Origin of the sequence: Mesorhizobium sp. M1004 (genome assembly GCF_040318795.1) — a bacterium.
In the GTDB taxonomy this organism is placed as follows: Bacteria; Pseudomonadota; Alphaproteobacteria; order Rhizobiales; family Rhizobiaceae; genus Mesorhizobium.
The window spans coordinates 1-14579 of sequence record NZ_JAMYNB010000018.1 but is presented as its reverse complement, the minus strand read 5'-3'; the positions used below and the strand labels follow the sequence as shown (position 1 = coordinate 14579).

Sequence of the window (14579 nt, the reverse complement as noted above, 5' to 3'; positions counted from 1 at the left end):
GGATAGGGGGTTGGACATGTCCGCGCCTAGTGGATTGATACCGCTTCAACCGGGCGACCGGGCGCCGAACCTGATACTCGACGCCATTACCCAGGAAGGCAAGATTGCGCTTGACGACTTTCGCGGGCAAAAACCGGTGCTGGTCGGCCTGTTTCGAGGTCTGCATTGTGCGTTTTGCCGGCGCCACATCGCCGCTCAGGCGCGTCTCGATCCGGAGCTGCGCGAAAAGGGCGTGGAGAGCCTGACGGTGGTCAACACGCCGATCGAACGGGCGCGGCTCTATTTCCGCTACCATCCAATGCCGAACCTGCTTGCGGCGTCGGACCCGGAACGCGCTTCACATCGTGCTTTTGGACTGCCCAATCTCGAATTCACCGAGAACGAGACGAACTGGCCGTACAAGGTCGCGATGGCAGCGGCACAGGACATGCGGGTCGACATACCTGGCGAATTGCCCGGTCCCATGGATCCGATGACAGCCGCCGCAATCCTCGACAAGAAGGACCACTACGAACTGACCGAAGCCGACGAGCAGATGATGGCCACGGGACACGGACAACTGGTTGGTCAGTTCCTGCTGGACCGGCAGGGGATCGTCCGCTGGAGCTTCACGGAGGTCCCGGAGGGTGGGCGATACATGTTTGGCGCCCCAAACCCGAAGGAGCTGATGTCAGCCGTGTCGCAAGTCGCCCAATAATGAACTGACAAGTTCACCGTTTATCCGAGCACGGCCTCGACAGTGGCGACAAAGTCATCGAGCGAGCGGTCGCCGCGAATCTCGATGCGCGGAAGGTCGATGAGATCGCTATGGAGGTCCGCCGGCCCGTGCCTGCGGCCGAAGCCTACTCGATAGCCGCACTCCCTAGCCAGCCGGCCAAGCCGTCGGTCGGTGACGGAGAAGGGGGCCGCGAACGCCCTGGTTGGCCGGCCGGTCCAGCGTTCGATGAACAGACGAGAGCGCAGGAGCTCGGCGGCCAGGTCAGCGCTCGACAGACCATCTATGGCGCGATGCGTCGCCATGTGGCTGCCGAAGAAGGCGCCTTCGGCAGCGAGGCGTCGCACCGTCCCGGCGCCCATAAGCGGCGTCGGCGGACCGATGTCGGTGTCCCACTTTGCACTTTCGCCCACCAGGTCCGTCACCAGGAACACTTCCGCGTTCAGGTCGTTGGCGCGCAAGATCGGCCAGGCATGGTCGGCGAAGTTCTGGAAGCCGTCATCGAAAGTGATGAGCACCGGGCGGCCGACGAAAGGCTGACGGTTGGCGATGGATGCTTCCAGCTGCTCGGAGCCAATGGCGTGAAAGCCATTGGCGCGCAGCCATCCCATCTGGCTGGCGAATGCGGCGGGCGTGAGCCGAAAGCGAGCGAGCGCGGCCGGACCTTCATCGGCAACGCCGTGATACATGAGGACAGGGATATGCTGGCGCTGCTCGTTACGTGCGACGTCGCGGCGCAAGGCTCGCGCCCCACCCCAGACGATATTTCGCGCGACGCCGATTTCGATGGGCGCGCGGATCGGCACATGATCGATCACCGGGTCCGTCGCCACATCGCCCGGCGATAGGCGGCGGAAGCGGTCTATGCGGTAGAGCTCGGTCTGGATCGATTGCTCGAGCACCAGGCCTTCGGTCGCTGCCAGCGTCTCGGAGATCGCCTGGGCACCGAATGTGTTCCAGTCGAAGCCCGTCTTTTCGACATTGTCACGCAGCACGAATGCGTGTGCGCTGATGAAACTACCGCCAGGCGCCAACGCCTCGGCAAATTTCTTGGCGATGCGCCGCAACTCGGCGAGATCGTCCAGATAGTAGAGCACCTCCGAACAGAAGATCAGATCCATCTCACCCGGCAGCGTGTCGGCAGCGAAATCGAGTACGCCGAACTCGACATTCGCCTGATTGTTGCATCGGGCGCGGGCTCGCTCGATGGCTATGGCGGAGATGTCGGTTGCGGTCAGATGGCCCACGCGCGGCGCCAGCTGCCGCGTGAAATGGCCCTCCGCACAGGCCAGCTCAAGCGCCCGGCCGATGGGACCGGCAGGCAGGATCTCGATCTGCCGCTCATATTTTTCCTGCTCATAGAGCGAGCTGTAGTTCCAGGGATCCTCGGTCGCGAAATAGCTGTTCCAGAACGCCGTGCGATCCTTGTCGTGCTTGTCCGCGACCCGTGCGCGGCGCGGCGTAACAGGCTCTGACGGTTCAGCGCTCGACCGAACCAGGTCATGCGCCTGTGCGGCCAATTGCGCGAGTTTGCCGAAGTGGCTGTCCTGATCGGGCTCGCTTCCCGCCATGGCAAACGATACCTCGGCTGCAGGCGTGTTTGACGTGGTCGCGCCGGCGCCCTTTTGCGGTGCAGGCGATCCTCCCGCAAGCCGCTCAGCAGGCACTACATCCAGGATCAATTCAATCCAATGATCGCTCGTCACCGTCCCGAGTGCACCGAACTGCACGACAGCCTCGATCCGGCCATCCAGCATCAGATGGGCATAGATCTGATCGATGCCTTCCGGCAGTTCGGTCGCGGTCGGATTGCGAGCGTCGACGCGAATTCCGAGCGTTCGCGCCAGCCTGCGCGGCGTGGCAAGATCGTCGGGTTCGAGAAGCATTTGCTCAAGCTGGTACTGGACGCGGCGAGCCGCTGCGGGATTGTCCCAGATCTTGCCGAGTTCGATGATCAACGCGGTGGTTGCGCTGCCGAACCTCGCCCATCCGGCAGCCAATTGCGCCGGCACCGACAGGCTTCCTGCCATGAGGCCATCGAAGATTACCTTGGCAATCTCATGCGCCCACTTGCGTGCCGCCGGGAGTGCGCGCAGGGGCTGCGGGTCGATCAAGCGCGAGCCTGAGCCGCATTCGGACGCGGCGTTCCGCAACGCCAGCCAAGCAAGCGCTTCAGATGCGGTGCCGCCTTTCGCCGAAATTGAACCCGAGGGATTGTGCGCCACGCCGTCTTACCTGCGCCTGGTTCTGAGGGAGAACAAGTGTCCCGCAACGCGCTTACATCGCCGGTCTGGAAAAAGCAAAAGGCGCCCCGAAAGGCGCCTCTTCATCGCTTGATTCCCCTAGAGGAAACTGGAGCGGGTGAAGCGATTCGAACGCTCGACCCCAACCTTGGCAAGGTTGTGCTCTACCCCTGAGCTACACCCGCTCACACGGCCCTTTGGCCGCAAGCCGGGCCTATATGGCTGAAGAGCGCGGCGATTGCAACAGGGAAATGACGGGCTTTTTGGTCGCGCCAAATCGCTTGGCGGAACCTTGTCGGCCACGCGGGTGGTTCATCGACTTCCCGCATGACGGTCTTGTCTCGGCGGCATCATTGGCCGTAAACGGCTTTGCCGCGCGCCGATACAGGGGAAGACCACCAATGCCGAAGACCGAAGCCGAGCTTTTCGCCTTTCTTGCCGATCTCGGCATATCAGTGTCGACCGTGCGCCATCCGCCGCTCTATACGGTGGCCGATTCGCAGTCGCTGCGCGGCGAGATACCGGGCGGGCACACGAAAAATCTGTTTCTCAAGGACAAGAAGGACAATTTCTTCCTGGTCAGCGTCGGCGAGGAGGCGGTCGTCGACCTGAAGCAGATCCACACGATGATCGGCGCCGCCGGCCGGGTGTCGTTCGGCAAGCCGGAGATGCTGATGGAGCTGCTCGGTGTCATTCCGGGCGCGGTCACCGTGTTCGGGCTGATCAACGACACCGAAAGACGGGTCAAAGTGGTGCTCGACCAGGATTTGATAGCACATGCGACAGTCAACGCGCATCCGCTGACCAATGAGGCGACGACGTCGATCGCGTCCGCCGACCTCATCAGATTCGTCGAGGCAACCGGACATGATGCTGCTATCTTGAAAGTCTCGGCTTGATCGCCACATGGATGGCGAAAACTGACCTCTCTAGTTAAGGACGTCGCGCTGCTCCGCTGGGCGCGATCGGAAGGGCGACGACATGAGCGACAACAACAATCCGTTTGGCGGCCAATTCGGCGGCAATTCTGGCCAGTACACCACGTCCGTGCAATATGGCGGCGCCGAGCCGGCCAAGTCGGCACTTGGCCCGACACCCGGCGCAGCACCTGCCGCTGGCGAGCTGATCAAGGACACCACGACCGCCACTTTCGCCGCCGACGTCATCCAGGAATCGCGCAAACAGCCGGTACTGGTCGATTTCTGGGCGCCGTGGTGCGGGCCCTGCAAGCAGCTCACGCCGCTTCTGGAAAAGGCGGTCAAGGCCGCCGGCGGCAAGGTCAAGCTGGTCAAAATGAACATTGACGATCATCCCTCGATCGCCGGCCAGCTCGGCATCCAGTCGATCCCGGCGGTCATCGCCTTCAAGGACGGCCAGCCTGTCGACGGCTTCATGGGCGCCATCCCCGAGAGCCAGATCGCCGAGTTCATCACCAAGGTCGGCGGCAAGGGCAATGGCGCGCCGCCGGTGGCCGAAGCACTGGCCGCGGCGGCGGAAGCGCATGCGGCGGGCGATGCGCAGACCGCAGCCGACATTTACGACGCCATCCTGGCGCAAGCGCCGGAGACGATCGAGGCGATTGCCGGGCTGGGCGAGCTTCTGTTCGAGGCCGGCGACAGCGACGGCGCCGAGGCGCTGCTGGCAACGGCGCCGGAGGCCAAGAAAAATGCGCCGGCACTTGCCGCGCTGCGTGCCAAGATGACGCTGGCTGCGGAAGCGGCAGCACTTGGCAATCCAGCTGAATTCGAGCAGCGACTGGCCGCCAATCCCGGCGACCACCAGGCGCGTTTCGACCTCGCCATGATCCAGAACGCCAGGGGCGAGCGCCATGCGGCGGCCGACAATCTTCTGGCGATTATAAAAGCCGACCGGACGTGGAACGAGGACGGCGCCAGGGCGCAGCTGCTGAAACTGTTCGAGGCCTGGGGCATGACCGACGAGGCGACGCTGGCGGCACGGCGCAAATTGTCGTCGCTGCTGTTTTCCTGAGCCGTTTGCCGGCCAAATTGCCGGGGCGTGGCTGTCGGGCCTTGCGGTCGGCGGCCGCCGCGCCAGATTAGGCCGATAACATCGCGCCCGAAGCGGGTCGGAGGAGTGAAGGTGCAGGTCGGAAACGCATTTTACCGGGTCGGCAAGGATCTGCCGGCAACCATTCCGGTGTTTCCGCTTGCCGGCGCGCTGCTGCTGCCGGGCGGGCGCATGCCGCTCAACATCTTCGAGCCGCGCTACCTGCAGATGGTGGATGAGGCGATCGCCGGCGCGCGGCTGATCGGCATCGTCCAGCCCAGCCTCAATGGCGCGTTGCGCGCCGACGGGGAGCCGGAACTGTGCAATGTCGGCTGCGCCGGGCGCATCATCTCGATGGCCGAGAGCGGCGACGGCCGCTATCTGGTTTCGCTGCAGGGCGTCTGCCGTTTCCGCATCACCAGCGAATTGCCGGTGAAGACGCCTTTCCGGAAATGCAAGCTGGCGCCGTTCCTCACCGATCTTGCCGAAGACCAGGCGGCAAGCGAGGTCGACCGGCCGGCGCTGTTGAAAGCGTTTCGCGCTTATCTGCAGGCCAACGATCTCGAAGCCGATTGGGAAAGCGTCAGCCGCGCCGAGAACACCATGCTGGTCAATGCGCTGTCGATGATGGCGCCCTACGGACCGGCCGAGAAACAGGCGCTGCTGGAGGCGCCCGACCTGAAAGCCCGCGCGGAGACGCTGATCGCGATCACCGAAATGGCGCTGGCGCGCGAGAATGAGGACTTTGGCTCCAGCCTGCAATAAGGGCTGAGCCGATGGCTGAAGGGGGATCCAATGGCTGCGGATGGGCGTGACGGCAAGTCGGTCAATGTCGATCCAAAATTGCTGGAGCTGCTGGCCTGCCCGCTGACCAAGGGGCCGCTGGCCTGGGACCCGGTGCGCGGCGAGTTGATCTCGCGGCTTGCCAAGCTCGCTTATCCCGTGCGCGACGGCATCCCGATCATGCTGCCCTCGGAGGCGCGGACTATTTCGGCGGAAGACGTGCTGTCGCCGCCGCGATTGGGTGGGCCGGGCTGAAGGGCCAGGGGTGGTTCAAACGGACCTCAGCCTAAGAAGCCATTCTGTTGGCGATCCTTCGCGCCCCCCTCTGCCCTTGCCGGCATTAATGTCATGGGCTCCCGACCGCCCTGCACTTGCCTACTGAAAATTCCGCCCCTTGGGCATGACCCTTTCAGCTTTGTCCGAGAGGGTGGCAATGTCGGGCCGGGCAGCCGGCGTCATCTCTTCCAGCAGCACCGTCAGCCACGGCGTCAAATCCTCGATCTTCTCGGCGACGATGTGGATGACGTCGGATTCCGACTGCAGCTTGCCGGTGACCTTGACGAAGCGCGCGCCCATGACGATGGGCCGGAAACGGGTAAAGGTCCGCTCCCAGAAAATGACGTTGGCGACGGCCTTGTCGTCTTCCAGCGTCAGGAAGATCGCATTGCCCTTGCCGGGCCGCTGCCGCACCAGCACCAGGCCGGCGACCGAGACCCGCCTGCCGTCGCGCACCGAGCCGAGATTGGCATTGGGAATGACGCCGGCGCGGTCGAGCCGCTCGCGCAGGAAGGCGACCGGATGCGCCTTCAGCGACAGGCCGAGCGCGCGGTAGTCGTGGATGACGTGCTCGCCGAGCGGCATTGTCGGCAGTTTTGTCTCGGGCTCGAGTTCGCGCAGCCGGATCGCCGGCTGGTCGAACAGCGGCAGCCGTTCGGCGGCGCTCTTGCCATCCAGCGCGCGCACCGCCCACAAGGCTTCACGACGGTCGAGGCCGAGCGAGCGGAAGGCGTCAGCCTGCGCCAGTCTTTCGATTTCGCCGACATCGAGGCCCGAGCGCAGCCACACATCCCTGACGCTTGTATAGCCGGCGCCGCGCCGCGCGGTGAAAGCTTCCATACGCTTCTCGGCCAAGCCCTTGATCTGACGGAAGCCAAGCCGGACGGCGTACCGGGTCTTGATGACACCGCGCATTTCGGCATGGCGCCCCAGGATGCGGCCCGGATCGAATTGGGCTTTCTCCAGGGTGCAGTCCCAGTCGGAAAAATTGACGTCGACGTCGCGGATATCGACGCCATGGTCGCGCGCGTCGCGCACCAGCTGGGCCGGCTGGTAAAACCCCATCGGCTGCGAATTCAGGATCGCGGCGCAGAACACGTCGGGATAAAAGGTCTTGAACCAGCAGGAGGCATAGACGAGCAAAGCGAAGGAGGCGGCGTGGCTTTCGGGAAAGCCGTATTCGCCGAAGCCTTCGATCTGCTTGAAGCAGCGCTCGGCGAAGTCTTTGGTGTATCCCTTGCCGACCATGCCGTCGATCATGCGCTGGCGGTAATTGCCGATGGTGCCGGTGCGCTTGAAGGTGGCCATGGCGCGGCGTAGTTCGTCGGCTTCGCCGGGTTTGAAACCACCGGCGACGATTGCAATATTCATCGCCTGTTCCTGAAACAGCGGCACGCCGAGTGTCTTCTTGAGAATAGCCTCCAGCTCTGGCTTTTGATATTCAGCCGCTTCCTTGCCCTGCCGACGGCGCAGATAGGGGTGCACCATGTCGCCCTGGATCGGGCCGGGCCGCACGATCGCCACCTCGATGACCAGGTCGTAGAATTCGCGCGGGCGTAGACGCGGCAGCATCGACATCTGCGCGCGCGATTCGATCTGGAAGACGCCGAGCGTGTCGGCGCGGCAGATCATGTCGTACACGTCGTTCTCTTCCGGCGGCAGGGTGGCCAGCACATAGGGTCGGCCGTAATCATCCCGGGCCTTCGGATAATGGTCGGTGAGCAAGGTGAAGGCGCGCTTCAGGCAGGTCAGCATGCCAAGCGCCAGAATATCCACCTTCAGGATCTTCACCGCGTCGAGATCGTCCTTATCCCACTCGACCATCTTGCGCGCCTCCATCGCCGTCTTGACGATGGGGACGATCTCGTCGAGCCGGTCGCGGGTAATGACGAAGCCGCCGACATGCTGCGACAGATGCCGGGGAAAGCCCATGATCTCGTTGGCGTGGGCGATCACGTGACGGGTCGAGGTCTCGTTGCGGTCGAGGCCGCCGGCATGCGCCTCCTTCTCGCCGAGCTCCGAGGTCGACCAGCCCCAGATCGAACTGGAGAGCGCAATGCGGACATCGTCCGATAGGCCCATGGCCTTGGCCACCTCGCGCAGCGCCGAGCGGCCGCGATAGCTGATGACGGCGGCAGCCAGCGCGGTGCGCTTGGCGCTGTATTTGGAGTAGATGTACTGGATCACCTCCTCACGCCGCTCATGCTCGAAATCGACGTCGATGTCGGGCGGCTCGTTGCGCTCCTCGGAAATGAAGCGCTCGAACAACGTGTCGATGCGCTCGGGGCCGACCTCGGTGATGCCGATGCAGTAGCAGACGATCGAGTTGGCGGCCGAGCCTCTGCCCTGGCACAGAATGCCCTCATTGCGGGCGAACTGGACGATGTCGTAAACGGTCAGGAAATAGCGCGCATAATTCAGACGCTCGATCAGAGCGAGCTCCTCACTGATGCGCTGCAAGACGGAAGCGGGGACGCCCGCCGGATAGCGCGTGGCGGCCCCCTCCCTGGCCAGACGCTCTAGCTCGGCCTGCGGCCCAAGCCCTGATTGCGTCGGCTCGTCGGGATAATTGTACTGGAGGTCGCTGAGCGAGAAGGTCAGTTCGCCGGCAAAGCGCAGCGTCTCGGCCAGCGCCGGTGGATGGCGGCGGAAGAGACGGGCCATTTCCAGCGGCGGCTTCAGATGGCGCTCGGCGTTGGCCGTCAGCTCCAGCCCGACCTCGGCGACCGGCAAATTGAGGCGGATGGCGGTGAGCACATCTTGCAGCGAGCGGCGCTCGGCGCTGTGATAAAGCACGTCGTTGGTCGCCATCAGCGGCACGCCGGCGATGTCCGCCATGCCCGCCGCCTGCTCGATGCGGAAACGGTCATTGCCGCGATAATCCGGCGCCATGCCTAGCCGCAAATTAGCGCCGAAACGGTCTTTCAGTTGACGGACCAATGCCAGGGGATCGTCGGCATTCGCCGAGAGATCCGGCAGCACCGCCAGCGACAGCAGGTCGCCCCATTCGAGCAGGTCGCTGCGCTGGAGAAGGGTCGCGCCCTTCTCGTTTTCATCGCGCAAATTGGCTTGCGTCAGCATGCGGCAGAGATGGCCCCAGCCCTTGCGGTTCTGCGGATAGGCGAGAATGTCCGGCGTGCCGTCGCCGAACACCAGGCGGCAACCGGGGTGATAGGCGAGCTTCTCGACCTTGGCCTGCTGCCAGGCGCGCACGACGCCGGCCACCGTGTTGCGGTCTGCCAGTCCGATCGAGGAAAAGCCGAGGAATTTGGCCGCCACCACCAGCTCCTCCGGCTTGGAGGCGCCGCGCAGGAAGGAGAAGTTCGACTGGATGCCGAATTCCGCATAGGGGATGACGGTCAGCGCGTTCATGCGAAGACCCCATGCATGAACCAGCGCGGCGGCACCTGCGGGTTGCCATAGAGGCCTTGCCGGTAGAGCCAGTAGCGGCGGCCGTCGGCATCCTCGATCCGGAAATAGTCACGCGTCGATGTGAGCGGATCGCTTGACGTTTCACGCCACCATTCCGGCGCGATGCGTTCCGGCCCCTCGGCGCGCGCGACCCGGTAGAGCGCGCGGCGCCAGCGGAAATTCATCGGCGGACCCTCAGGCATTTCGGTGGCCGGCACCTCGATCGGCTCGGGCGAACGGAACAGCCGGATCGGCCGTTCCGGCGGGAAGATGGTTGCGCGCGGCGCGTCTTTCGAGCCCGGCTTCCTGAGCGGTGTTTTGCGTTGTGGCGCTTCCGAGAACGGGATGGTGGCGATGGCGCGCTCCGGCAGATGGCTCTCGAGGGCGACCGGTTTCAGCACCGCACTGTCGCCGAGCCTGGCGCGGATGCGGTCGGCAAAGAGTGCCATGTCGGCGCCGTCATCCTCGGCCTCGCCGGTCAAATCGGCCTGCTGCATGTCGAAGCCGGCGGCCGCCAGCACCGAAAGCCGAACCAGGTCGAAGCCGTAGCCGGCATCGATGTCCTGTTCGAGCGCGGCCAGCCGCTCATGGAACAGGCGCTGGATCAGCTTCGGTTCGCGCAGCGGACGCGAGGTGCCGACAGCGATGCGGCTGACGGCGCCGTCGACGCGAAACAACAGCAGCGCCAGCATCCTTGCGCCCTCGCCGCGGCGTTCGAGATCGGCCTTCAGCGTCACCGCCAGCAAGAGCACCAGCCGTTCGATCTCGGCGGTCAGCACGACCGGCTCGGCCAGGTGGCGTTCGACCGAAAGCGGGGCCACCGGCAGGCGCGGCGATACCGCCTCGTCGAGGCGGCCGAGCGCCTGGTCAAGACGCAACAGCAAGGTCGCGCCGAAACGGCGGGCGAGCGGCGCTCGCGGCGCTGCCATGACCGCGCCGGCGGTGCGCAGACCGACGCTTTCCAGGCTGGCGCGGATATCGGCCTCGATGCGCAGTGCGGCCAGCGGCAAGGGGGCGAGCAGCGCTTCCTCCTCGCCGGAGACAACGATGCGGTCGCCGCAAAAGCGCGCTGCCGCCCAGGCTGCACCCGGCGTCGCGGCCAACCCGGCGCGGACATCGAAACCCTGCTGGAAAAACCGCGCAAGGATGTCGTCCAGCATGGCGTGCTCGCCGCCGAACAGGTGGGTACAGCCGGTGACGTCGAGATAAAGCCCGTCGACGCCGTCAAGCGCCACCAGCGGCGTATAGCGGTCGCACCAGTCGGCGAGGCCTTCGAGCAGCCGGCGGTCGGCCTCCGGATCGGCCTCGACAATGTCGATCGAGGGATGCATGGCACGGGCGTCGGCAATGCCCATGCCAGGCTTCAGATGCAGCGCCTCAGCCCGCTCGTCGAGGGCCGATATGCGCTGGGCGTTGCGGTCGCGATGGCTGATCACGAGCGGTGGGTGAGATGGCGGCAGATGATCCGAAGGCCGGGAACGCCACGACCGTCCCAGGCGCTGGCGCAGGATCCGTTCTGCCGCCAGATGCGGGAACCACAGCGACAGAATTCTCTGCCCGTTTTTCGCGGGGCTTTCTTTCTTCGAATGCGTGTTCATCGGGATTCCACTCCAGTGTGAATTGTCCAGGCAGAGCGGTGCGGCTCTTGCCGATGCTGACGGTGAAGGCAGGCCGGCCGATCGAGCCGGCGAGCGACCCGGCGATCGTCCGGCGGCTCGCCGCTGGTGCAGCCGACACGATGAGGCGCACCGGGGCGGCGGTCGGCTCGGCTTCGCCGGCCTGGCGCAGCAGGAACACCGGCCGGCCGGCGTTTTGGGCGCGCGCGTGCAGCCGGCGCGTCGCGGTGAGGTCGAGCCGCTGCGGGCTGCCACGGATTTCGAGGATGATTGCGGCGAGCGCCGTCATCTTCGCGGCCTCCTCGGCTACCCACAGCGCATCGGTGAGTTTCGGCGCCTCGGAAAACAGCAATTGCTCCGGTGCGATACCGAAAATGCCCTGCAATCCCCTGGCATAGGGAAAGCCGGCCTCGCGAAAAATCTCCGATGTGCCGATCCACAGCACGGGCAAGGGCTGGCCCTTGAGGATCAGGCTGACAAGCGACAGCACAAAGCCGGCGACGGCCCCGGCATTGCGGGTCTCAAGGCCATGGATTTCGCTCAAGGCGGCTTTCGGAAGGCCGCCGCTGAGGGCCGCATCGAGGCGCTCGACGCCGGTGGCCAGGAAAGCATCCGGCGAAGCCACGGCAAGCCCGCGCCGGATGATGGTGACATCGGCATCGGGTTCAGGCGCGGCGTCGAGACCGCCGCCAGGACCCGCGCGCAGCCCCTCGCCAGCCGGCGCGGCCAGGCGCTCGGGCAGCGTTCCCTCGATCTTCGCGATCTGGCGGCGCAGGGCAAAAACAGTCTCCCGCGCCACGGCTGATGTCGCCATGACGGTCAATTTCTCTCACAACTGTTCCTGTTATGTTCCTATAGATTCCAGAGGGTGCCGGAAGAGTCAAGCGGAGTCAGAAGGAATTTATTCCTTGATCAAAGGTGACGAGGCCAACCTTGGACTTTGGTCGCAGCCATTCGGCGCAAAGAAACAGTCATTGGCCAGGTACCCGGTCCATTTGCCGAGTCCGGAGGGAAAGCCTATATGCCGGATCAAAGGACAAAGCATGGCCCGCATCTACAAGACCCGCACCTGGCACGATGAACTCTCGCCTTCGATCGAGGAGATCGAGTTTCTGGCGCTGGAGGCGTACGCACATCTGCCCGACGATTTTCGCAAGCTGACCGGCGAGATCGTCATCATGATCGCCGAATTCCCGACCGACGAGATCATGGACGATCTGTCGCTGGAGACACCGTTTGATCTGCTTGGCCTGTTCGAGGGCCGCGGCATCGCCGAGCGCTGGAACCCGCAGACCGGCGAAGGCCCGAACCGCATCACCCTCTACCGCCGCGCCATCCTCGACTATTGGGCCGAAAACGAAGAGACGCTGGGCGACATCGTCACCCACGTGCTGATCCACGAGATCGGCCACCATTTCGGCCTGTCGGACGACGATATGGAAAAGCTTGAAGAGGCGGCGGAGTAAGGCTGTGCGATATTCAGGTGGCGAGCCTGCTTGTGAAATTATACAAGTTTTGATATAAAGTCTGTATGCCGACCAAGCGACTGGAGTTTCTTGGAGATTCTCTTGCCAAGCTCCGGGCTTTTCCAGAGGCGGTGCGCAAGGAAACGGGCGTTCAACTGCACAAGGTTCAACTCGGATTTGAGCCAAGCGATTGGAAGCCGATGACGACGATAGGCCTAGGCGTACGGGAAATCCGTGTCCGAGACGATGCTGGCGCGTTCCGGGTGCTTTACGTCGCCAGCATAGGTGACGCCGTCTTTGTCTTGCACGCCTTCCAGAAGAAGACGCAACAGACGGCGAAACGAGACTTGGCTCTTGCCGCATCGCGGTTCAGGCAAATTCAGTGAGACATGCTCATGGAACGTCAAAGCTTTGAAAATGTCTGGGATGCGCTGGAAGACACCCCGGCTCAGTCCGCCAACATGACTATGCGCTCCAATTTGCTGATCGCGATCGAACAGCGGGTGCGGAGTTGGGACGTTACCCAAGCCGAAGCAGCCAACCGGCTCGGGATTACCCAGCCACGCCTTAGCGATCTTCTGCGGGGCAGGATCGCGAATTTTAGTCTGGACACCTTGATCAATCTGGCCACACAGGCCGGACTTACAGTGCGTCTTGATATTGCCGAGGCAGCCTAGCGCTGTCTTAGACAGGCTGGCAAAGCTCGCCTACCAATCACTCAGCTTCGTATCCGGCCCGTATTCCTGGCCGTCGATATCCTTCACCACCGCCTGGCCGCAGCGCATCGATTTGGTCTTCTTGTCATAGGCGTAGGTCGGTGAGCCGTACAGGTGCCAGCCCTTGTTCAGCGCCGCGGTGACCTTGTGGCAGAAGGTTGAATCGTCGGGGGCGGACAGAAAGCGGTAAAGTCTCATGGGTCAGATCCTGTCGTGAGTTCGTCTTTTCGGGGCGGATCATGCGCCGATGGCGGCGGCCTTCGCCAGCAGTTTTTCGGCTTGCACCAGGTGCAGCCGTTCGACCATCCTGCCATCCAGCGCAATCACGCCCTTGCCGGCATTTTCGGGCAAGGCGAAAGCCTCTTTCACCGCGTGCGCCTCGGCCAAGGCTTCGGGCGCGGGCGCAAAGGCGCGGTTGGCGGTTTCGATCTGGGCGGGGTGGATCAGCGTCTTGCCGTCGAACCCCATGGCGGCGGCTTCCGTGCATTCGCGCGCAAACGCGTCGAGGTCGCGAAAATCGTTGGAGACGCCGTCGAGTATGTCGATGCCGCCGGCCCGCGCCGCCAGCACCATCTGCATCAGCCAAGGCACGAGGTAGCGCCGATCAGGCGTCGCCAGAATGCCGGTTTCCTTGACCAGATCGTTCGTTCCGGCAACGAAACAATTTAGCCGCGAAGCGCGATCGCGGCCGAGTTCGGCAATGGCGCCGATATTGAGCATGGCCTTGGGCGTCTCGATCATCGCCCAGAGCTTGACGCTGTCGGGGGCAAAATTGTCGTCGAGCACGTCGCCGACTTCGAGGATATCGCGCGGCGTGGCGACCTTGGACAACAGGATGCCGTCGGGCTCGAATTTCGCCGCGGTCAGCAGGTCATCGTTGCCCCATTCGCTGGACAGCGCGTTGACGCGCACGATCATCTCGCAGCGGCGTTTCGGTCGGCTGGCGAAAATGCCGGCCAGTTTGTCCCGCGCGGCGATCTTGTCTGAGGGCGCGACGGCGTCTTCGAGGTCGATGATCACGGCATCGCAGGCCAGCGTCGCGATCCTGGCCAGCGCCTTGTCGTTGGAGGCGGGGACGTAAAGCACCGAGCGGCGCGGGCGGTAAGGTTCGCTTGTCATGGCCGATCTATGCCGCGTGGGGGCGGGTGAGGCAAGCGTCCGACCGGTACCTGATGACGAGCCAACTGCGAAAGCTTGCGCTGCCCCGCCCGTCCCGCAGCAGTTGCGGAAGGGGGGCCTTTCCTCTCCCCCGTCGATCGGGGGAGAGGTGGGGCGCCAAACACCACCGAGTTGGGTGCGACCCACGGCCGCAGGGCACGTCCCCAGGCCGGTGGCGGCGGCGGGCC

The 14579-nt window shown here is 64.1% G+C and carries 14 protein-coding genes and 1 tRNA gene; 8 read left to right on the top strand and 7 right to left on the bottom strand.

The features are described 5' to 3' along the window. Positions 1-16: 16 nt before the first annotated feature. Entirely contained in the window at positions 17-697 is a 681-nt protein-coding gene (locus tag NKH54_RS28050) for a redoxin domain-containing protein (RefSeq protein ID WP_023672127.1), read from the top strand. 20 nt (positions 698-717) lie between these two features. Here the strand turns inward: NKH54_RS28050 and NKH54_RS28045 are convergent, their stop codons facing one another. Both NKH54_RS28045 and NKH54_RS28040 read right to left on the bottom strand, forming a co-directional pair. Then, positions 718-2940 carry an SAM-dependent methyltransferase gene (locus NKH54_RS28045; protein WP_353029420.1) on the bottom strand — a complete coding sequence of 741 codons (2223 nt, stop codon included), beginning with the start codon at positions 2938-2940 and terminating at the stop codon, positions 718-720. Between the two features lie 128 nt (positions 2941-3068). Next, positions 3069-3143: transfer RNA gene (locus tag NKH54_RS28040), tRNA-Gly, on the bottom strand. A 216-nt stretch (positions 3144-3359) separates the two neighbouring features. On the opposite strand from NKH54_RS28040, the gene NKH54_RS28035 reads away from it, so the two are divergent. The 4 genes from NKH54_RS28035 (at position 3360) to NKH54_RS28020 (ending at position 6003) form a co-directional block, all read left to right on the top strand. Further along, on the top strand, positions 3360-3857 hold the full coding sequence (locus NKH54_RS28035) for a prolyl-tRNA synthetase associated domain-containing protein (protein WP_023672125.1): 498 nt from the start codon (positions 3360-3362) through the stop codon (positions 3855-3857). Positions 3858-3939: 82 nt separating this feature from the next. Beyond that, positions 3940-4947: a thioredoxin gene (gene trxA, locus NKH54_RS28030; RefSeq protein ID WP_023736734.1), complete on the top strand. Its 1008-nt coding sequence runs from the start codon at positions 3940-3942 to the stop codon at positions 4945-4947. Positions 4948-5058: 111 nt separating this feature from the next. Then, entirely contained in the window at positions 5059-5730 is a 672-nt protein-coding gene (locus tag NKH54_RS28025; protein ID WP_023672123.1) for an LON peptidase substrate-binding domain-containing protein, read from the top strand. Positions 5731-5760: 30 nt separating this feature from the next. Next, positions 5761-6003 carry a Trm112 family protein gene (locus NKH54_RS28020; RefSeq protein WP_023672122.1) on the top strand — a complete coding sequence of 81 codons (243 nt, stop codon included), beginning with the start codon at positions 5761-5763 and terminating at the stop codon, positions 6001-6003. Between the two features lie 120 nt (positions 6004-6123). Here the strand turns inward: NKH54_RS28020 and NKH54_RS28015 are convergent, their stop codons facing one another. Genes NKH54_RS28015 through NKH54_RS28005 form a run of 3 tightly spaced genes read right to left on the bottom strand, consistent with a single transcriptional unit; the run spans position 6124 to position 11865 of the window. Beyond that, complete coding sequence (locus NKH54_RS28015; protein WP_023672121.1) at positions 6124-9396, bottom strand: error-prone DNA polymerase; 3273 nt, start codon at positions 9394-9396, stop codon at positions 6124-6126. Continuing rightward, complete coding sequence (locus tag NKH54_RS28010; protein ID WP_353029419.1) at positions 9393-10871, bottom strand: DUF6504 family protein; 1479 nt, start codon at positions 10869-10871, stop codon at positions 9393-9395. Before NKH54_RS28010 ends, NKH54_RS28015 begins: the two co-directional genes overlap by 4 nt. Then, on the bottom strand, positions 10813-11865 hold the full coding sequence (locus NKH54_RS28005; RefSeq protein ID WP_023747409.1) for an ImuA family protein: 1053 nt from the start codon (positions 11863-11865) through the stop codon (positions 10813-10815). The genes NKH54_RS28010 and NKH54_RS28005 overlap by 59 nt, the downstream gene beginning before the upstream one ends. Before the next feature lie 229 nt (positions 11866-12094). Here NKH54_RS28005 and NKH54_RS28000 point away from each other — a divergent pair, with 229 nt between their 5' ends. From NKH54_RS28000 to NKH54_RS27990, 3 genes are all read left to right on the top strand, one after another. Next, positions 12095-12517, top strand: a complete 423-nt coding sequence (locus NKH54_RS28000) for a metallopeptidase family protein (RefSeq protein ID WP_023673918.1) — start codon at positions 12095-12097, stop codon at positions 12515-12517. A 65-nt stretch (positions 12518-12582) separates the two neighbouring features. After that, positions 12583-12903, top strand: coding sequence for a type II toxin-antitoxin system RelE/ParE family toxin (locus NKH54_RS27995; protein ID WP_023673919.1), 321 nt, complete (start codon positions 12583-12585; stop codon positions 12901-12903). A gap of 9 nt (positions 12904-12912) precedes the next feature. Continuing rightward, the gene (locus tag NKH54_RS27990) at positions 12913-13194 is read left to right on the top strand and encodes a helix-turn-helix domain-containing protein (RefSeq protein WP_023673920.1); all 282 of its coding nucleotides are present in this window, start codon (positions 12913-12915) and stop codon (positions 13192-13194) included. A gap of 30 nt (positions 13195-13224) precedes the next feature. Here the strand turns inward: NKH54_RS27990 and NKH54_RS27985 are convergent, their stop codons facing one another. Next, complete coding sequence (locus NKH54_RS27985) at positions 13225-13431, bottom strand: DUF1737 domain-containing protein (protein ID WP_023673921.1); 207 nt, start codon at positions 13429-13431, stop codon at positions 13225-13227. Between the two features lie 39 nt (positions 13432-13470). Continuing rightward, a complete protein-coding gene (locus NKH54_RS27980) occupies positions 13471-14352 on the bottom strand; it encodes an HpcH/HpaI aldolase/citrate lyase family protein (protein ID WP_023673922.1) in 882 nt (293 codons plus the stop codon). Between the last annotated feature and the right edge of the window lie 227 nt (positions 14353-14579).

Coding starts and splice junctions, on each gene's coding strand:
- NKH54_RS28050 (WP_023672127.1), top strand. CDS start 17: ATGTCCGCGCCTAGTGGATTGATACCGCTTCAACCGGGCGACCGGGCG.
- NKH54_RS28035 (WP_023672125.1), top strand. CDS start 3,360: ATGCCGAAGACCGAAGCCGAGCTTTTCGCCTTTCTTGCCGATCTCGGC.
- trxA (WP_023736734.1), top strand. CDS start 3,940: ATGAGCGACAACAACAATCCGTTTGGCGGCCAATTCGGCGGCAATTCT.
- NKH54_RS28020 (WP_023672122.1), top strand. CDS start 5,761: ATGGCTGCGGATGGGCGTGACGGCAAGTCGGTCAATGTCGATCCAAAA.
- NKH54_RS28015 (WP_023672121.1), bottom strand. CDS start 9,396: ATGAACGCGCTGACCGTCATCCCCTATGCGGAATTCGGCATCCAGTCG.
- NKH54_RS28005 (WP_023747409.1), bottom strand. CDS start 11,865: ATGGCGACATCAGCCGTGGCGCGGGAGACTGTTTTTGCCCTGCGCCGC.
- NKH54_RS28000 (WP_023673918.1), top strand. CDS start 12,095: ATGGCCCGCATCTACAAGACCCGCACCTGGCACGATGAACTCTCGCCT.
- NKH54_RS27995 (WP_023673919.1), top strand. CDS start 12,583: ATGCCGACCAAGCGACTGGAGTTTCTTGGAGATTCTCTTGCCAAGCTC.
- NKH54_RS27990 (WP_023673920.1), top strand. CDS start 12,913: ATGGAACGTCAAAGCTTTGAAAATGTCTGGGATGCGCTGGAAGACACC.
- NKH54_RS27985 (WP_023673921.1), bottom strand. CDS start 13,431: ATGAGACTTTACCGCTTTCTGTCCGCCCCCGACGATTCAACCTTCTGC.
- NKH54_RS27980 (WP_023673922.1), bottom strand. CDS start 14,352: ATGACAAGCGAACCTTACCGCCCGCGCCGCTCGGTGCTTTACGTCCCC.